Origin of the sequence: Streptococcus sp. NM, assembly GCF_003390135.1 — a bacterium.
Classification (GTDB): Bacteria; Bacillota; Bacilli; order Lactobacillales; family Streptococcaceae; genus Streptococcus.
Genome location: NZ_QUOS01000004.1, coordinates 34,945 through 48,972, shown reverse-complemented (window position 1 = coordinate 48,972; position 14,028 = coordinate 34,945). Strand labels below are relative to the sequence as shown.

18 protein-coding genes, 1 tRNA gene and 1 pseudogene are annotated in these 14,028 nt (G+C 36.9%); 15 read left to right on the top strand and 5 right to left on the bottom strand.

Features of this window, described 5'->3' with window-relative positions; all coding sequences use genetic code 11:
• Positions 1 to 101 precede the first annotated feature (101 nt).
• The 10 genes and pseudogenes from DXN33_RS07370 (at position 102) to DXN33_RS07320 (ending at position 5,908) form a co-directional block, all read left to right on the top strand.
• Positions 102 to 545, top strand: a complete 444-nt coding sequence (locus DXN33_RS07370; protein ID WP_001162125.1) for a flavodoxin — start codon at positions 102 to 104, stop codon at positions 543 to 545.
• A gap of 115 nt (positions 546 to 660) precedes the next feature.
• Positions 661 to 927 (top strand): chorismate mutase, encoded by a 267-nt coding sequence (locus DXN33_RS07365; protein ID WP_049552564.1) that lies wholly within the window; start codon positions 661 to 663, stop codon positions 925 to 927.
• Positions 924 to 1,298, top strand: a complete 375-nt coding sequence (gene crcB / locus DXN33_RS07360; protein WP_115904736.1) for a fluoride efflux transporter CrcB — start codon at positions 924 to 926, stop codon at positions 1,296 to 1,298. Before DXN33_RS07365 ends, crcB (DXN33_RS07360) begins: the two co-directional genes overlap by 4 nt.
• A complete protein-coding gene (crcB, locus tag DXN33_RS07355) occupies positions 1,292 to 1,621 on the top strand; it encodes a fluoride efflux transporter CrcB (protein ID WP_115904735.1) in 330 nt (109 codons plus the stop codon). Before crcB (DXN33_RS07360) ends, crcB (DXN33_RS07355) begins: the two co-directional genes overlap by 7 nt.
• Positions 1,622 to 1,739: 118 nt before the next feature.
• Entirely contained in the window at positions 1,740 to 2,087 is a 348-nt protein-coding gene (gene rplS / locus DXN33_RS07350; protein WP_001068669.1) for a 50S ribosomal protein L19, read from the top strand.
• Positions 2,088 to 2,129: 42 nt separating this feature from the next.
• A tRNA-Arg gene (locus DXN33_RS07345) sits at positions 2,130 to 2,201 on the top strand.
• Between the two features lie 276 nt (positions 2,202 to 2,477).
• Positions 2,478 to 2,657 carry a type II toxin-antitoxin system RelB/DinJ family antitoxin gene (locus tag DXN33_RS07340; RefSeq protein WP_084863177.1) on the top strand — a complete coding sequence of 60 codons (180 nt, stop codon included), beginning with the start codon at positions 2,478 to 2,480 and terminating at the stop codon, positions 2,655 to 2,657.
• 687 nt (positions 2,658 to 3,344) lie between these two features.
• Positions 3,345 to 4,331, top strand: coding sequence for an ATP-binding cassette domain-containing protein (locus DXN33_RS07330; RefSeq protein ID WP_084863178.1), 987 nt, complete (start codon positions 3,345 to 3,347; stop codon positions 4,329 to 4,331).
• A gap of 8 nt (positions 4,332 to 4,339) precedes the next feature.
• Positions 4,340 to 5,121 (top strand): annotated as a pseudogene (locus tag DXN33_RS07325) (ABC transporter permease).
• 1 nt (position 5,122) lies between these two features.
• Positions 5,123 to 5,908 (top strand): ABC transporter permease, encoded by a 786-nt coding sequence (locus tag DXN33_RS07320; RefSeq protein WP_115904791.1) that lies wholly within the window; start codon positions 5,123 to 5,125, stop codon positions 5,906 to 5,908.
• A gap of 196 nt (positions 5,909 to 6,104) precedes the next feature.
• Here DXN33_RS07320 and yidA read toward each other — a convergent pair whose 3' ends face one another.
• Both yidA and DXN33_RS07310 read right to left on the bottom strand, forming a co-directional pair.
• On the bottom strand, positions 6,105 to 6,911 hold the full coding sequence (gene yidA / locus DXN33_RS07315) for a sugar-phosphatase (protein WP_115904734.1): 807 nt from the start codon (positions 6,909 to 6,911) through the stop codon (positions 6,105 to 6,107).
• A 12-nt stretch (positions 6,912 to 6,923) separates the two neighbouring features.
• Positions 6,924 to 8,228: an HD domain-containing protein gene (locus DXN33_RS07310; protein WP_049491559.1), complete on the bottom strand. Its 1,305-nt coding sequence runs from the start codon at positions 8,226 to 8,228 to the stop codon at positions 6,924 to 6,926.
• 71 nt (positions 8,229 to 8,299) lie between these two features.
• Here DXN33_RS07310 and DXN33_RS07305 point away from each other — a divergent pair, with 71 nt between their 5' ends.
• Positions 8,300 to 8,677: a DUF1934 domain-containing protein gene (locus DXN33_RS07305; protein ID WP_094753718.1), complete on the top strand. Its 378-nt coding sequence runs from the start codon at positions 8,300 to 8,302 to the stop codon at positions 8,675 to 8,677.
• A 383-nt stretch (positions 8,678 to 9,060) separates the two neighbouring features.
• On the opposite strand, the gene DXN33_RS07295 is transcribed toward DXN33_RS07305, so the two are convergent.
• From DXN33_RS07295 to coaA, 3 genes are all read right to left on the bottom strand, one after another.
• Positions 9,061 to 9,594, bottom strand: coding sequence for a DNA topology modulation protein (locus tag DXN33_RS07295; RefSeq protein WP_094753720.1), 534 nt, complete (start codon positions 9,592 to 9,594; stop codon positions 9,061 to 9,063).
• Positions 9,595 to 9,646: 52 nt separating this feature from the next.
• Positions 9,647 to 9,883, bottom strand: a complete 237-nt coding sequence (gene rpsT / locus DXN33_RS07290; protein ID WP_001274000.1) for a 30S ribosomal protein S20 — start codon at positions 9,881 to 9,883, stop codon at positions 9,647 to 9,649.
• Positions 9,884 to 9,950: 67 nt separating this feature from the next.
• Positions 9,951 to 10,871 (bottom strand): type I pantothenate kinase, encoded by a 921-nt coding sequence (gene coaA / locus DXN33_RS07285; RefSeq protein WP_115904732.1) that lies wholly within the window; start codon positions 10,869 to 10,871, stop codon positions 9,951 to 9,953.
• 172 nt (positions 10,872 to 11,043) lie between these two features.
• Between coaA and DXN33_RS07280 the strand changes: the two genes are divergently transcribed.
• The 4 genes from DXN33_RS07280 to DXN33_RS07265 are packed head-to-tail and all read left to right on the top strand — an operon-like array spanning position 11,044 to position 13,966.
• Positions 11,044 to 11,634: a class I SAM-dependent methyltransferase gene (locus DXN33_RS07280; protein ID WP_094753722.1), complete on the top strand. Its 591-nt coding sequence runs from the start codon at positions 11,044 to 11,046 to the stop codon at positions 11,632 to 11,634.
• Positions 11,631 to 12,908 (top strand): pyrimidine-nucleoside phosphorylase, encoded by a 1,278-nt coding sequence (locus DXN33_RS07275; protein WP_049491552.1) that lies wholly within the window; start codon positions 11,631 to 11,633, stop codon positions 12,906 to 12,908. Before DXN33_RS07280 ends, DXN33_RS07275 begins: the two co-directional genes overlap by 4 nt.
• A 19-nt stretch (positions 12,909 to 12,927) precedes the next feature.
• Positions 12,928 to 13,590, top strand: coding sequence for a deoxyribose-phosphate aldolase (gene deoC, locus DXN33_RS07270; protein WP_049491551.1), 663 nt, complete (start codon positions 12,928 to 12,930; stop codon positions 13,588 to 13,590).
• The gene (locus DXN33_RS07265; RefSeq protein ID WP_049491549.1) at positions 13,577 to 13,966 is read left to right on the top strand and encodes a cytidine deaminase; all 390 of its coding nucleotides are present in this window, start codon (positions 13,577 to 13,579) and stop codon (positions 13,964 to 13,966) included. Before deoC ends, DXN33_RS07265 begins: the two co-directional genes overlap by 14 nt.
• Positions 13,967 to 14,028: the final 62 nt, after the last annotated feature.

The following is a 14,028-nucleotide window of genomic DNA, read 5'->3' as shown; positions in this document are numbered from 1 at the left end:
ATAACCTCAATTCTTTCTCATTTCATTGTAGCACAAGAATTTTTATTTTTAAAATGAAAAAGATGTGATATAATGGAGAAAGATAAATTGAGGAGGACGATATGGCATTAGCAAAAATTGTATTTGCCAGTATGACCGGTAATACCGAAGAAATTGCAGATATTGTAGCAGACAAATTACGTGACTTGGGCTTGGATGTCGATGTTGATGAATGTACAACTGTTGACGCTTCAGACTTCTTGGAAGCAGACATCGCTATCGTTGCGACCTATACTTATGGTGATGGAGAATTGCCAGATGAGATGATGGACTTCTACGAAGACCTAGCTGACCTCAACTTGAATGGCAAAATCTACGGAGTGGTCGGCTCAGGAGATACCTTCTACGATGAATTCTGTAAGGCTGTCGATGACTTTGACCGCGTTTTTGTAGCGACAGGGGCAGAAAAAGGTTCAGAGTGTGTCAAAGTTGATCTCTCTGCTGAGGAAGAAGACATTGAACGCTTGGAACAATTCGCAGAAGAATTGGCCGCTAAAGTAGGATAAGCATAAAAGTGCGCTGATGCAATCAATCAGTGCATTTTTCTTATCGTGAGTTGGGATTTTACTAGCCTATTTGGTGGCTTTTTGATACAATAATTCAAATAAAGGAGGAGACTGTATGGATTTAGATATTATTCGTCAAGAAATTGATCAAATTGACGATCAAATTGTCAAACTGTTAGAAGAACGAATGCATTTAGTTGAAGGGGTTGTCGCTTATAAGAAGGATTCAGGGAAACCGATTTTAGATACCAAGAGAGAAGCAGTTATTTTTGAAAAGGTCAGAAATCGTGTAGAAGACAAGCGCTATCAGGAAACTATTGTCGCGACTTTTTCTGACATACTCAAACGTTCGCGTGATTATCAGGATCAAAATATCAAATGAAAAAAGAACAATTTTATCCGCTAGGGATTTTTCTAGCTGCTATGTTGGGTGGACTCGTTCGCTACCTAGTTTCCACTTGGTTACCAGCCAGTCCAGACTTTCCTTGGGGAACTCTCTTTGTCAACTATCTGGGAATTTTCTGCCTGGTTTATCTTGTCAAGGGCTATCTGGTCTATAAGGGGACAAGTAAAGGAGTTATTTTAGCATTGGGTACAGGTTTTTGTGGTGGTTTGACAACCTTTTCTAGTCTCATGCTTGATGCTGTAAAACTGCTTGATATAGGGCGTTATCTTAGTTTAGTCTTGTATCTCATTTTAAGCGTGGGTGGAGGTCTGCTCTTGGCTTATTTTCTAGGGAGGAAGAAATGGTAATGGTCTATCTTGCAATTGCTTGTGGCTTCGGAGCTTTAGTACGTTATTTATTTTCCCGCTATAATCAAGCTTCTAAATTGCCATTCGGAACGCTCATAGTCAATCTTTTGGGTTGTTTTTTGATTGGCTTGCTCTACAACCATGTGGAGTCTAAGGAAGTCTATGCTATTCTAGCAACAGGATTTTGCGGAGGTTTGACAACTTTTTCGACCTTGAATGACGAACTTCAAAGACTGTTAAGTGATAAGAAGGTCTTTTATTCTTACCTGACTTTGACCTACCTAGGTGGTTTGATTGCGATTTTTTTAGGAATTCTGCTATAAATTTCTTTACTTTTTTATGGAAATTTGGTAAACTGTATCTTGTGTGTAATGGACGCACAAAAATACAGTTTATCCGCTGAGGAAGGTTCCTCAAGATTGACAAAGATAGGAGAATAAAATGAATCCATTAATCCAAAGCTTGACTGAAGGTCAACTTCGTACAGATATCCCATCATTCCGTCCTGGTGACACTGTTCGTGTACACGCGAAAGTTGTCGAAGGTAACCGTGAACGTATCCAGATTTTTGAAGGTGTTGTTATCGCACGTAAAGGTGCTGGTATCTCAGAAAACTACACAGTTCGTAAAATCTCTAACGGTGTAGGTGTTGAGCGTATCTTCCCAATCCACACTCCACGTGTTGAAAAAATCGAAGTTGTTCGTTACGGTAAAGTACGTCGTGCGAAATTGTACTACTTGCGTGCTCTTCAAGGTAAAGCAGCTCGTATCAAAGAAATCCGTCGTTAATTCGACTAAAAAACTCTGCTTCTTCAGCAGAGTTTTTATCTAGCTCCCTTAGTTCAATGGATATAACAACTCCCTCCTAAGGAGTAGTTGCTGGTTCGATTCCGGCAGGGGGCATTTTAAGAAGTGTAAAGAAACAAAAAGAATATTCAAAGTCTTTATTTATAGGCAATCATCACAATTTAGTTTTTTAAAATAGTATAGTATATTTTGTTTTTTTGACCAAACGTTGACCAAAATTTGACCAAAAATTTGTTTTGATTTTTATGAATATAGAATAAAGTAGATCAGGAAGCTGGTCTATTTTATTTTGTATTTAATATGTATAAAAATTTGAATTTGTCTGTCTGGAAGTGATACAATAGACATACAGAATAAAAAGGAGAAAATACTATGCCACAAATTGCTGTTAGAGTTGATGATGATTTAAAAAAAGAAGCAACTGCAATTTTTAATGAATTAGGTTTAGATATGACAACTGCTGTAAAGTTATTTTTGAAGCAATGTGTTTTAACTAGAAGTATTCCTTTTGAAGTGAAACTAGATATTGAAGATGATGTAAAAGAGGATTGAAGCTATGGTTTTATATTCTGATAAGGCTGTTGCTGTTTTGGAAAAAAGTAAGAAGATATAATTTACCTTTATATGCTGAAACTGGTGAAATTTTAACAAAAAAGGAGAATATTTAAAATAACTTAGTATTTTTGGAATTTTTGACCAAAGTGTGACCAAAATTTGACTAAATATTTGTTTTGATTTTGATGATTATGAGGTTAAGTAGATCATAGGAGTAAGTCTTTATAGGTATAAGTTATTTATGCTCGCTATGTTAGTTAAATAATTAATTTTTGACTGATTTATCTCTGTTTAATGTAAATTAGTTATGAGGAATATTGTCTTATTTATATACGAATATATAAAATAATGATACAATAATATTATATAGAAAATTGTAGATATTAGACTGACTATAAAAAATGGAGGTAATTTATGAATAGCAAGGAATGGATTATGGAATTTGAATCTTTAAATGTATGATTACTATAACCGTTATAAAATCAATAAGAAACGTTGTGGTCGGAATTTTTGATATCTTCTAAGAGTAGTCAGAGGATTATTGATTTAATAACAGAAGTACACGAAGACATATATTTAACATCTATTATTTTACCCATCCCGAAGATTTTAGCTCAATCTTTAGCATTTTGGTAAAGTATGGAAAAAGTACAAGTAAATATATTTTATCGAAAGGAGAGATATATGAGTGAAATAGTTATTAATGCTCAGAATTTATCTAAAAATTTTTATAATTTTGATTCAAGACTCCCATTTATCAAGAGATTTTTGAAACGTAATCAAATAACGATTCGAGCTGTTCAAGATATTAGTTTTACGATTAAGAGAGGGAGTATAGTTGGCTTTATTGGGAGTAATGGAGCTGGTAAATCCACAACGATTAAAATGTTGACTGGGACTCTTTATCCTAGTTCCGGAAAATTAGAAGTGAATGGAGAAATTCCATTTAAAAGAAGTATAAATTTTAGAAAAAAAATTTCAATAGTAGTAGGAAATAAATTACAGTTATTTCAAGATGTTTCGGCTATGGATTATTTTCAATTGATTGGTACTTTATATGAGGTAGAACCGGCGATTTTACAAGAACGAATTCAGGAATTAAGCAATTTGTTGAATGTAAAAGATCAGCTTTACCAGCAGGTCCGGACCCTCTCTCTTGGACAAAAAATGAAAATGGAGTTTATCGCGGCATCTTTAACAAGTCCGGAAATATTATTTTTAGACGAGCCTACTATAGGGTTAGATATACAGTCTAAAAAAGATATCAGAACATTTTTAAAGAAAATGAATGAAGAATGTCATACTACTATTATTTTAACGAGTCATGATATGGATGATATTTCGTCTGTTTGTGACGAATTAATCGTCATTGACAAAGGAAAAATTATTTTGCAGGAGTCAATGGATGTTATTTTATCTAAATTTTCTGATTTTAAATATTTAAAGATAAAAATGACATTAGATTTTGTACCAGAGTTATGCTCTGTTAAAGGAGTAGTAGTCATTTCTCAAACAAAATCGGAATGTATACTAAAAATACCTAGAGATTTTGTCTTTGAGACATTAGAATCAATCAATAAGCTTGTAGATATAGAAGATTTTGAAATATCAAATCTTTCTTTAGAAGAAATTATTTTACAAAACTATTTTACAAAAAAGGAGCACAATTGAAAAAAGAAATGTCTATTATTCTGATATCATTTCGATCTATTTTGAACTATAAATCAAGTGTACTATTGTTAATGTTACAGGCAAGTATACAAATTATGATATCAGTATTTTTATGGACGTATATATATCAGAGTAACCAGATAAATATAGCAGGATATGATTTTACCTCAATGGTTCAATACTATTTGGGGACTATAATTTTTTCATATTTTGTTTTTTATCCAGTTGATTGGGAAATCAATGACGATGTTCATTCAGGAAATTTTTTTAGCATATTAATAAAACCTGTTACTTTTTATAAGTATTATTTTTGTAAAATGCTTGGAGATAGGCTTGCTCATTTATTATTTATCATCATTCCTGTCATTTTATTCTCCAGTGTTTATTACAAGAATGAGTTATTAACCATTGAAATTCTTATTTTAGGAAGTATTGCAATTATTCTATCTATGGTTCTATGGTTTTTAATATCATGTTGTGTAGGTATGCTTTCTTTTTGGTTAGAAAATATATTTTTTGTCCTTACTGTTAAAGAAATAGTAATTCAGTTTTTATCAGGAATATTATTGCCTTTAAGTTTTTTTCAAATAATTTTCGTCTGTTTTTAGATGTATTACCTTTTAAATACTTAGTATATGAACCGCTTCAGATGTTTAGTAATGATACATATAAATTAATAGACTATTTGAGAATTATTTGTATTCAATTGATTTGGTGCATCATTTTTTATATTATATCAAGATTCATATTGAGAAAAGGAGTGGAGCAATTCTCAAATGTGGGAGGATAAAATGTTTAGAATAAAAGTAATTTTTAGGCTACTTCATTTTGGTTTTAAATCTGATATGAATTTTCATTTTGACTTCTTTTGTGGTCTATTTTCGTCGATACTGTGGATTGGTTTACCTATTGTATTTTTTAGATTGATTTTCTTAAACATAGACTCTTTTAATGGTTGGGACTATTATCAAATTTTATTTTTGGTAGGTTCCTACACTATTGTAGATGGAGTTATGATGGGATTGTTAATTAGAAGTATGGGAATTTTAGAATCAGATATTTTGAGTGGTAACTTGGATCAAATTTTATTGAGGCCGTTTGATACTCAGTTGTTCTATATTTTTAGATCATTTAATTTAGTTCAATTCGTGAATACTTTTTTTGGTCTTGCGATCATTTTTATAAGTTATGGAAATTTAAATATACATTTAAATTCATTAAAAATATTATTTTATATCCTTTCTTTAATGTGTGGTTGTATTATATATTATTCAATTTGGTTTCTAATAACGATTAGTTCATTTTGGTTCCCAACTAAATTTTCAAAAGTAGATGTATTTTTGAATTATATTGGAATTTCTAAGTATCCATATAATATTTTTACAGGTATTAACAGATTGATCACTATGTTATTTGTTCCCAATTTATTAATTGCCAATCCTGCAGTATTAATATTTTTAGGGAAAGATACATTGAACCTATTTTTCTATCAAATAGTTTTTACAGTTTTTTTGATTATTATCAGTCGTACAATTTTTAGAAAAGGATTGAAAAAATATGAAAGTGCAGGAAGATAAACAATGTTGTTCAGTTATATGTTTGACTAAAGGAAGTGATTCGCTGTACTTTCGGATATGAGCTTGGAGGTAGAATTACCAGAGTGATAAAGTCTCCATTTGATATAACAGCCATTCAATTTATTGATTAACTCTTATTGTGATATGTTCATACTAAAAACCGCTCAACTGAGCGGTTTTCATCTATTCTTTCCTTTTACAATACCCATGTACGAATAGCATGGGCAACACCAGATTCATCATTAGATTTAGTGATGTATTTGGCGATTTTTTTGATTTCTGGATTTCCGTTTTCCATGACTACAGGGTTGCCAACGACTTCCAGCATGGCGCGGTCATTTTCTTCGTCACCGATAGCCATGGTTTCATCTTTGGTCAATCCGAGTTTTTCAGCTAAGTGGGTAATAGCTGAACCCTTGTCTACATTCTTTTTAAGGAGTTCGAGGTAGAAAGGAGCAGACTTGTTGATAGAGTAGCGCTCGTAAAATTCGGCTGGTATCTTTGCAATTGCAGCATCGAGGATTTCTGGTTCATCGATGAACATACATTTGACAATTTCCTTGTCAGCCATTTCTTCAGGAGTGCGGTAGAAGATGGGCATGCTGACGAGGGTTGATTCGTGCACTGTATATTTTCCGATATTACGATTGGCAGTATAGATACCATCCTTGGTAATGGCATGCATGTGGACACCGAGCTTACGACTGAGGAATTCCATATCCAGATAATCCTCATAAGTCAAGGATTCGCTTATAATCTCATGTCCTGTAGCAGTTTCTTGGACAAGGGCACCATTGAAAGTCACAACATAGTCACCCTCGTCTCTCAACTGCAAGTCGTCGAGAAGTTTGGCAACACCTGCAATAGGGCGGCCAGTTGCAATGACGACTTTGACACCAGCTTCTTTTGCATCTTGGATGGCAGAAAAGACTTCAGGAGTAATCTCCTTTTGGCTATTGACTAGGGTTCCGTCGATATCGACGGCGATTAGTTTAATACTCATAAATTTCCTCTTCTAGTTTTTATTTGGGGTAAAATGATCGTTCTCAATCAAGTGTAAAAATTGCTGGGTAATGCTTGCGAAGATACTGTTTTGGTCCAACATTTCTTTTGGAAAATAGAAACGATTATCTCCGTGGCGACTGCCAGCAAGGGATTGGACGATAGGAGACAGGCTAGAGAGTTCGGCCAGTTCTCCATTTTTTTGTAAAATTTCAATCTGTGTCCGTGGATTTTCAGATTCGGGACGATAGATATCATAAGGGAGGTCAAAGTTCTTATGAATGGCAGTATAGTAGTCGGGATCAAAGCCAATGTCTTCAACCAATTTTCTCATGCTAGCGAGCTGGTCTTGATCTTCTTGTGAAAAGGTAATGGATTTAAAGACCTTGCGGTTGACAAAGCGTTGCGACAAATCTGCGAGAATCTTGTCAGGACTGGTCATCCAGAGTTGGAAATAGGTATTCATCACACCATCATCCAGAGCTAGATAGTCAGACAAGGTCACATTTTTTTCAAAGAAAGGCAGGAGATGTGGAGATGTTCGTGCAAAGAAATCTTTGTCTTTAGGATAGAGTTCCTTGGCGCGTTTGAGGAGATTCTGCAGGAGAACTTCCATGGCCCGTGTTGCTGGGTGGAAATAGACCTGCATATACATCTGGTAGCGACTGAGGACGTAGTCTTCGATGGCGTGCATGCCATTGCGCTGAAAGGCGATACCATTTTCGACAGGACGAATGACTCGAAGAATCCGAGTCAGGTCAAATTCTCCATAAGATGCTCCTGTAAAATAGGAGTCGCGCAAGAGATAGTCCATGCGGTCTGCATCAATCTGACTAGAAATGAGTTGTACGACCTGCTTGTTAGGATAGGTATGATCAATAACACTGGCTACCTTTTCTGGAAAGTCTGGCGCTACTTGTAGCAGGACTTGGTGAATCTCCGTTTCAGGACTTTGGATAATCTCCTGAGTAATGGCCTCATGGTCTGTATCAAAGAGATGTTCAAAAGTATGAGAGTAGGCACCATGCCCAAGGTCGTGTAAAAGAGCAGCGGTCATGGTCAAGAGAGACTCGGCAGGATTCCATTCCTCAGGATATTTTTCTTCGAAAATCTCTGTGATGCGTCGTGCAATTTCATAGACTCCTAGACAGTGGGAGAAGCGGCTGTGCTCCCCACCGTGGAAGGTATAACTGGAAGTTCCTAGTTGTTTGATACGACGCAAACGCTGAAATTCTTTTGTATTAATCAAGTCATAGATGATTTGATTATTGACATGGATGTAGTTGTGAACTGGGTCACGGAATACTTTTTCGTTCATATGACCATTATAGCAAAAAGCCAGAGTTTTTGGTAAAATAGTAGGACAAGAGACAAGAAAGAGGACCTGACGTGAAGATTCGGATGCGAAATACGATTCAGTTTGATGAGCAGTTGGAAGTGATTGATCAGCTTTATGATGTTGAAGTGCATGAAAAAGGAGATTATAGCTACCTGCTTTTCTATAATGAGGAAAAGGAAAAAGTAGTGATTAAATTTCATGGTCAAGAACTTGTGATGAACCGATTTTCCAATCCCAAGACCATTATGCGCTTTTTAAAGGATAGTGATAGTTTAGCCTATATTCCGACACCTATGGGTATGCAGGAGTTTATCATCCAAACGAGTCGTTATGAAGTTGATGGGCAAAAGATTGAGCTAGATTATCAACTACAAAATCAAGAGGGACATCCCTTTGCCAGCTATCAATTGGAAATTACTTGGGGCTAAGTATGACTGGGGGCTAGGTTATAGTAACGAAGCTGATAAAGTTTATGAAATCAAGCTTTTCTTGCACATTTTTAGTAGCTGAAACCTTTATTTTTTCAGATTAAGGTTATAACACTCATTCCATTACCTATTATTTATTAAAGCGAAATATAATACCCGTCTTCCCTAATACTTGTTCCAAATGAGTAAATAGGATTTGAGGCCTAGCGATTGTGATTATTGTATATTCAAAATCTAAAAATTGATAAAAGGGACAGTGAATGTCCCTTTTCATTTCTATAGAATTCAGAGTTTTAGATAGGATAGATTGGTAAATAATGAAGAAAATCTTTTGGAAAAATAGCCCCCAAAAAGGAGCTTTGTCTTCCAAAATAGTACTAACGTTATTCACGCTGTTTTTTCTTCTTTTTTTCGAGAGTCACTAAAAAGTAATCTATCTCCTTTTGAGACCTAAGGATGACAACTTTATCTGGATAGATTTCTTGACCCCACTTGTAGCGTTCCTTAGCGGATTTGCTCCGCCCATCCCAGAGAATCCATCTGATAAACTCCCAATTAAATTGTTCTTGACAACCAGCTGCCATACTTTCTCTGACCTTGCCTCGGTATGTGAGATACCGTTTAAAGGCTCGAAAGAGACAGGTCAATGGCGAAAAATTGAGAAAGATGATTTGGTCAGCTTCTTTCATTCTTTCTTCGTAATAGCACCAAGAATAATTACCATCAATGACCCAAGCTTCATGCTTGGTGAGAAAGTTTTTCATCTCAGTCAACATCCATTCGCGGTCACTGTCTTGCCAACCAGGTTGAAATTGGAGTGTGTCCATATGAAGTTTTGGAATGGAGTAGTAGTGAGACAACTTTTCAGCTAGAGTTGACTTACCAGCACCAGAATATCCGATAATTGCGATTTTCATTTTCTACCTTTTCCTATTTGGGGACAAAAAAACAGCCTCTATGGACTGTTTCTTATTTAGCAAGTTTAGCTGAAAGACGAGCTTTGTCACGGCTTGCTTTGTTTTTGTGAATCAAACCTTTAGTTTCTGCTTTATCGATAGCTGAGCTAGCAGCACGGAAAAGTTCTTCAGATGGGTTTGCCTCGAAAGCTTTGATAGCAGTACGCATAGCTGATTTTTGAGCTGAGTTCTTTTCGTTTTGTTTAACGTTCAATTCAGCGCGTTTGATAGCTGATTTAATGTTTGCCAATGTTCTTACCTCCATATTTACTAACTATACTATTATATCTGAAAACTTACGTTTTGACAAGGGAAAATTATTTTTTTAAGTAAATTTCATCAATTTCATGGTTCTTTGTTTTGTGCAGAATCACTTCCGCACGATTTCTGGTCGGTTCAATATAATTTTGCAAATTTGTGAGATTGATACTAGTCCAGACCTGATGGGCAAAGGATTCCACTTCTCCAATCGGCATTTGAGTAAAGCGATAGTAATAGCTATCAGGGTCGTTTTGGGCTAGGCTCAGCATTTTCAAGAAACGATCGAGATACCAACTCTCGATGTCATCCACTGCAGCATCAACGTAGATTGAAAAGTCAAAGAAGTCAGTAATGTAGAGACGCTCGTTTTGTGGATTTTGAAAGACATTGATTCCCTCAACAATCACAAAATCAGCAGCTTTGATGCTTTGCTTTTGCTCAGGTACGATGTCGTAGACTTCATGAGAATAGACAGGAATATCTACATCTTGTCCGTTTTTGATGCGGTCCAAGAAGTTGAGAAGAGCTTCCATATCGTAGCTTTCAGGAAATCCCTTGCGATTTAAAATCCCTTGTTCAATCAAGGTCTGGTTGGGATAGAGAAAGCCGTCAGTTGTTACCAACTCAACCGTAGCATCTGTAAGTGTACGGGACAGTAGGATTTGAAGTAGGCGACTGGTTGTGGATTTTCCAACGGCAACACTCCCAGAAACTCCAATGATAAAAGGCTGGGCTTTGCTTTCACGTTGAAGGAAAATTCCTTTTGAAAAGGCCAAATCATCCTTGGTACGTTTGTAAATCTGGATGAGATGGGCTAGGGGAAGATAGACATCGGTAACATCCTGCAAGCTAATCTGGTCATTAAAACTCTTGATGGATTCTAATTCCTCTTCTGTCAAAGGAGGTGTTGTTTTTCGATGTAAAGATTGCCAAGTCTGGCGACTGATTTTTTCAAAATGTAAAAATTCGTTGGTCATAAGTTTGTCTTTCTGATTCGATATCTTAGTATAGCATATTTTGGGACTAAAAACATCTAGTATCTTATAGAAAAAGTTTCTCTCGATTAAAACAATAATGACAAACTACATCGTATTGTCAAATTACTTGGAAACGATTTAATATTTCGTTAAATTATGGTAAAATAGTTTCATGAGTAAAATGTATTATGCAGAAAATCCTGACGCTGCTCACGACATTCATGAGTTGAGAGTGGACTTGTTGGGAGAAAAAATGACCTTTTTGACAGATGCGGGTGTTTTTAGCAAGAAAATGGTTGACTTTGGAAGTCAACTATTACTCAAGTGTCTTGAGGTCAACCAAGGAGAAACTGTCCTTGATGTAGGCTGTGGTTACGGACCTTTGGGTTTGTCCTTAGCTAAGGCTTATGGAGTTCAGGCGACCATGGTCGATATTAATAATCGTGCCTTGGATTTGGCGCGACAAAATGCTGAACGAAATAAAGTAGAAGCGACGATTTTCCAGTCTAACATCTATGAACAAGTTGAAGGCACATTTGACCACGTCATTTCCAATCCTCCTATCCGTGCGGGCAAGCAAGTGGTTCATGAAATCATTGAGAAAAGTAAAGCCTTTTTGGAAACTGGTGGAGATTTAACAATCGTTATCCAGAAGAAACAAGGGGCTCCAAGTGCTAAGTCTAAGATGGAAGAAGTGTTTGGCAATTGTGAAATTGTCAAAAAAGATAAGGGATACTATATCCTTAGAAGTGTGAAAGAATGAGAGCAGTTGATTTAATCCAAAAAAAACGAGACGGTCAAGAACTGACTTCGAGTGAAATTGAATGGCTGGTAGAAGGCTATGTGTCAGGAATTGTCCCTGATTATCAGATGTCTGCCTTTGCTATGGCTGTTTATTTCAAAGGAATGACGACTCGAGAAATCTCTGACCTAACTATGAAGATGGTCAAGACAGGGCAAGAGTTTGATTTATCAGCTATTGATGGGGTTAAGGTTGACAAGCATTCTACGGGTGGTGTTGGTGACAAGGTGACCTTGATTTTAGCTCCTCTTGTTGCTAGTTTCGGTGTGCCTGTGGCAAAAATGAGTGGTCGTGGTCTCGGCCATACAGGCGGAACAATTGATAAATTGGAGTCCATTAAGGGTTATCAAGTAGAACGTAGTCAAGAGGATTTCATTAATCAAGTGCAGGATATTGGAGTATCTGTCATTGGGCAATCAGATCAGCTGGTCAAAGCGGATAAGCTTCTCTACGCTCTCCGTGATGTGACCGCAACTGTTGACACGATTCCTTTGATTGCGAGTTCGGTAATGAGCAAGAAAATTGCGGCAGGAGCGGATGCTATTCTGCTAGACGTGACTGTCGGTGAGGGTGCCTTCATGAAGACGGTTGATGAGGCGCGTGAATTGGCTCAAACCATGGTGGATCTTGGTAAGGCTGTTGGCCGGAAGACGGTAGCAGTGATTACGGATATGAGTCAGCCATTGGGACGAGCGATTGGAAATCGTCTGGAGATCCTTGAAGCACTGGAGATTTTACAAGGTCAAGGCCGCCAGGATATTACCCACTTCATCTGTGAATTGGCTCAAATTATGCTTGGTTTGGCAAATGTAAATAAAACAGTTGAAGAAGTTCGCCAACATCTTGAAAATGGACAAGCGCTTGCTAAGTTTGAGGAGATGGTCAAATCCCAAGGTGGAGACTTGGAAGACCTCTATCGTCCTGTAAATGTGGCCCATGTTGTGGAAATCCCTGCTCAGGAAACGGGTGTCATTTCAGCTCTTCCAGCTATGGAATTTGGACTTTATGCTATGAGACTGGGTGCAGGCCGTGCAGTCAAGTCTGATGTCTTGGACTATGAAACAGGAATTGTTTTTGAAAAGAAAGTTGGAGATTCCGTTCAAAAGGAAGAAATTGTTGCAAAAGTATACACAAATGGAAAAATTTCTCCTCAGCTAGTTACAGATTTTCAAAAATATGTTAAAATAAATGATAGTGTGCAAAGTTTACGAGAAATCATAGAAATAATCTCATAAACTGCAGGAGAATCCGAAGATGAAATTAAATAAATATATCGATCATACACTTTTGAAACAAGATGCGACAGTAAATCAAATTGATTGTTTGTTGTCTGAAGCTAGAGAGTATGATTTTGCCAGTGTTTGCGTTAATCCGACCTGGGTCGAACATGCTAAAAAAGGGCTTGAAGGCACCGATGTCAAGGTCTGCACAGTAGTAGGTTTCCCCTTGGGAGCAACAACTTCAACTGTGAAATCTTTTGAAACCAAGGAAGCTATCCAAAATGGTGCAGATGAGATTGATATGGTGATCAATGTTGGAGCTCTCAAATCAGGTAATCTTGATTTGGTTGAGTCGGATATTCGCGCAGTAGTAGAAGCAAGTGGTGACAAGTTAGTGAAAGTCATTATTGAAGCTTGCCTTCTGACAGACCAAGAAAAAGTTGTGGCTTGCCAATTGGCCCAAAAAGCGGGAGCTGATTTTGTTAAAACATCTACTGGCTTTTCAACTGGTGGTGCGACGGTAGCAGATGTTAGATTAATGCGTGAAACAGTTGGACCTGATATGGGAGTCAAGGCTGCTGGCGGAGCTCGTTCTTATGCAGATGCTCTTGCCTTTGTGGAAGCAGGTGCGACCCGTATCGGAACTTCAGCTGGGGTAGCCATTTTAAAAGGAGAATTGGCAGATGGCGACTACTGAGTTGATTGAACTAGTAATTGAAACCAGCAAACATGCCTATGTACCTTATTCTCATTTTCCTGTCGGAGCTGTTCTAGTCGCAAAAGATGGTAGTATTTATACAGGTGTTAATATCGAGAATGCTAGTTATTCTTTGACCAACTGTGGAGAACGTACAGCGATTTTTAAAGCAGTTTCCGAAGGCCAAAGAGAGTTTTCAGAATTGATTGTCTATGGACAGACTGAAAAACCAATTTCACCATGTGGTGCTTGTCGCCAAGTGATGGCTGAATTTTTTGAACAAGATCTAAAAGTGACCTTAGTCGCAAAAGATAAATCGACGGTCGAGATGACGGTCGGGGAGTTACTTCCATACTCTTTTACAGACTTAAACTAGTCTGAGTCGCTCTCTGAGTGGCACGGTCCTTGAGGCCAATCAATCCATACTTGCAACATCGT

What these genes read in the sequence shown, in the direction of transcription:
- DXN33_RS07295 (WP_094753720.1), bottom strand. Translation starts at nt 9,594, where the DNA reads ATGAAAATCGCAATTATCGGATATTCTGGTGCTGGTAAGTCAACTCTA.
- DXN33_RS07280 (WP_094753722.1), top strand. Translation starts at nt 11,044, where the DNA reads ATGAGTAAAATGTATTATGCAGAAAATCCTGACGCTGCTCACGACATT.
- DXN33_RS07330 (WP_084863178.1), top strand. Translation starts at nt 3,345, where the DNA reads ATGAGTGAAATAGTTATTAATGCTCAGAATTTATCTAAAAATTTTTAT.
- DXN33_RS07320 (WP_115904791.1), top strand. Translation starts at nt 5,123, where the DNA reads ATGTTTAGAATAAAAGTAATTTTTAGGCTACTTCATTTTGGTTTTAAA.
- DXN33_RS07310 (WP_049491559.1), bottom strand. Translation starts at nt 8,228, where the DNA reads ATGAACGAAAAAGTATTCCGTGACCCAGTTCACAACTACATCCATGTC.
- coaA (WP_115904732.1), bottom strand. Translation starts at nt 10,871, where the DNA reads ATGACCAACGAATTTTTACATTTTGAAAAAATCAGTCGCCAGACTTGG.
- DXN33_RS07370 (WP_001162125.1), top strand. Translation starts at nt 102, where the DNA reads ATGGCATTAGCAAAAATTGTATTTGCCAGTATGACCGGTAATACCGAA.
- DXN33_RS07265 (WP_049491549.1), top strand. Translation starts at nt 13,577, where the DNA reads ATGGCGACTACTGAGTTGATTGAACTAGTAATTGAAACCAGCAAACAT.
- DXN33_RS07365 (WP_049552564.1), top strand. Translation starts at nt 661, where the DNA reads ATGGATTTAGATATTATTCGTCAAGAAATTGATCAAATTGACGATCAA.
- yidA (WP_115904734.1), bottom strand. Translation starts at nt 6,911, where the DNA reads ATGAGTATTAAACTAATCGCCGTCGATATCGACGGAACCCTAGTCAAT.
- crcB (WP_115904735.1), top strand. Translation starts at nt 1,292, where the DNA reads ATGGTAATGGTCTATCTTGCAATTGCTTGTGGCTTCGGAGCTTTAGTA.
- DXN33_RS07340 (WP_084863177.1), top strand. Translation starts at nt 2,478, where the DNA reads ATGCCACAAATTGCTGTTAGAGTTGATGATGATTTAAAAAAAGAAGCA.
- crcB (WP_115904736.1), top strand. Translation starts at nt 924, where the DNA reads ATGAAAAAAGAACAATTTTATCCGCTAGGGATTTTTCTAGCTGCTATG.
- rplS (WP_001068669.1), top strand. Translation starts at nt 1,740, where the DNA reads ATGAATCCATTAATCCAAAGCTTGACTGAAGGTCAACTTCGTACAGAT.
- deoC (WP_049491551.1), top strand. Translation starts at nt 12,928, where the DNA reads ATGAAATTAAATAAATATATCGATCATACACTTTTGAAACAAGATGCG.
- DXN33_RS07275 (WP_049491552.1), top strand. Translation starts at nt 11,631, where the DNA reads ATGAGAGCAGTTGATTTAATCCAAAAAAAACGAGACGGTCAAGAACTG.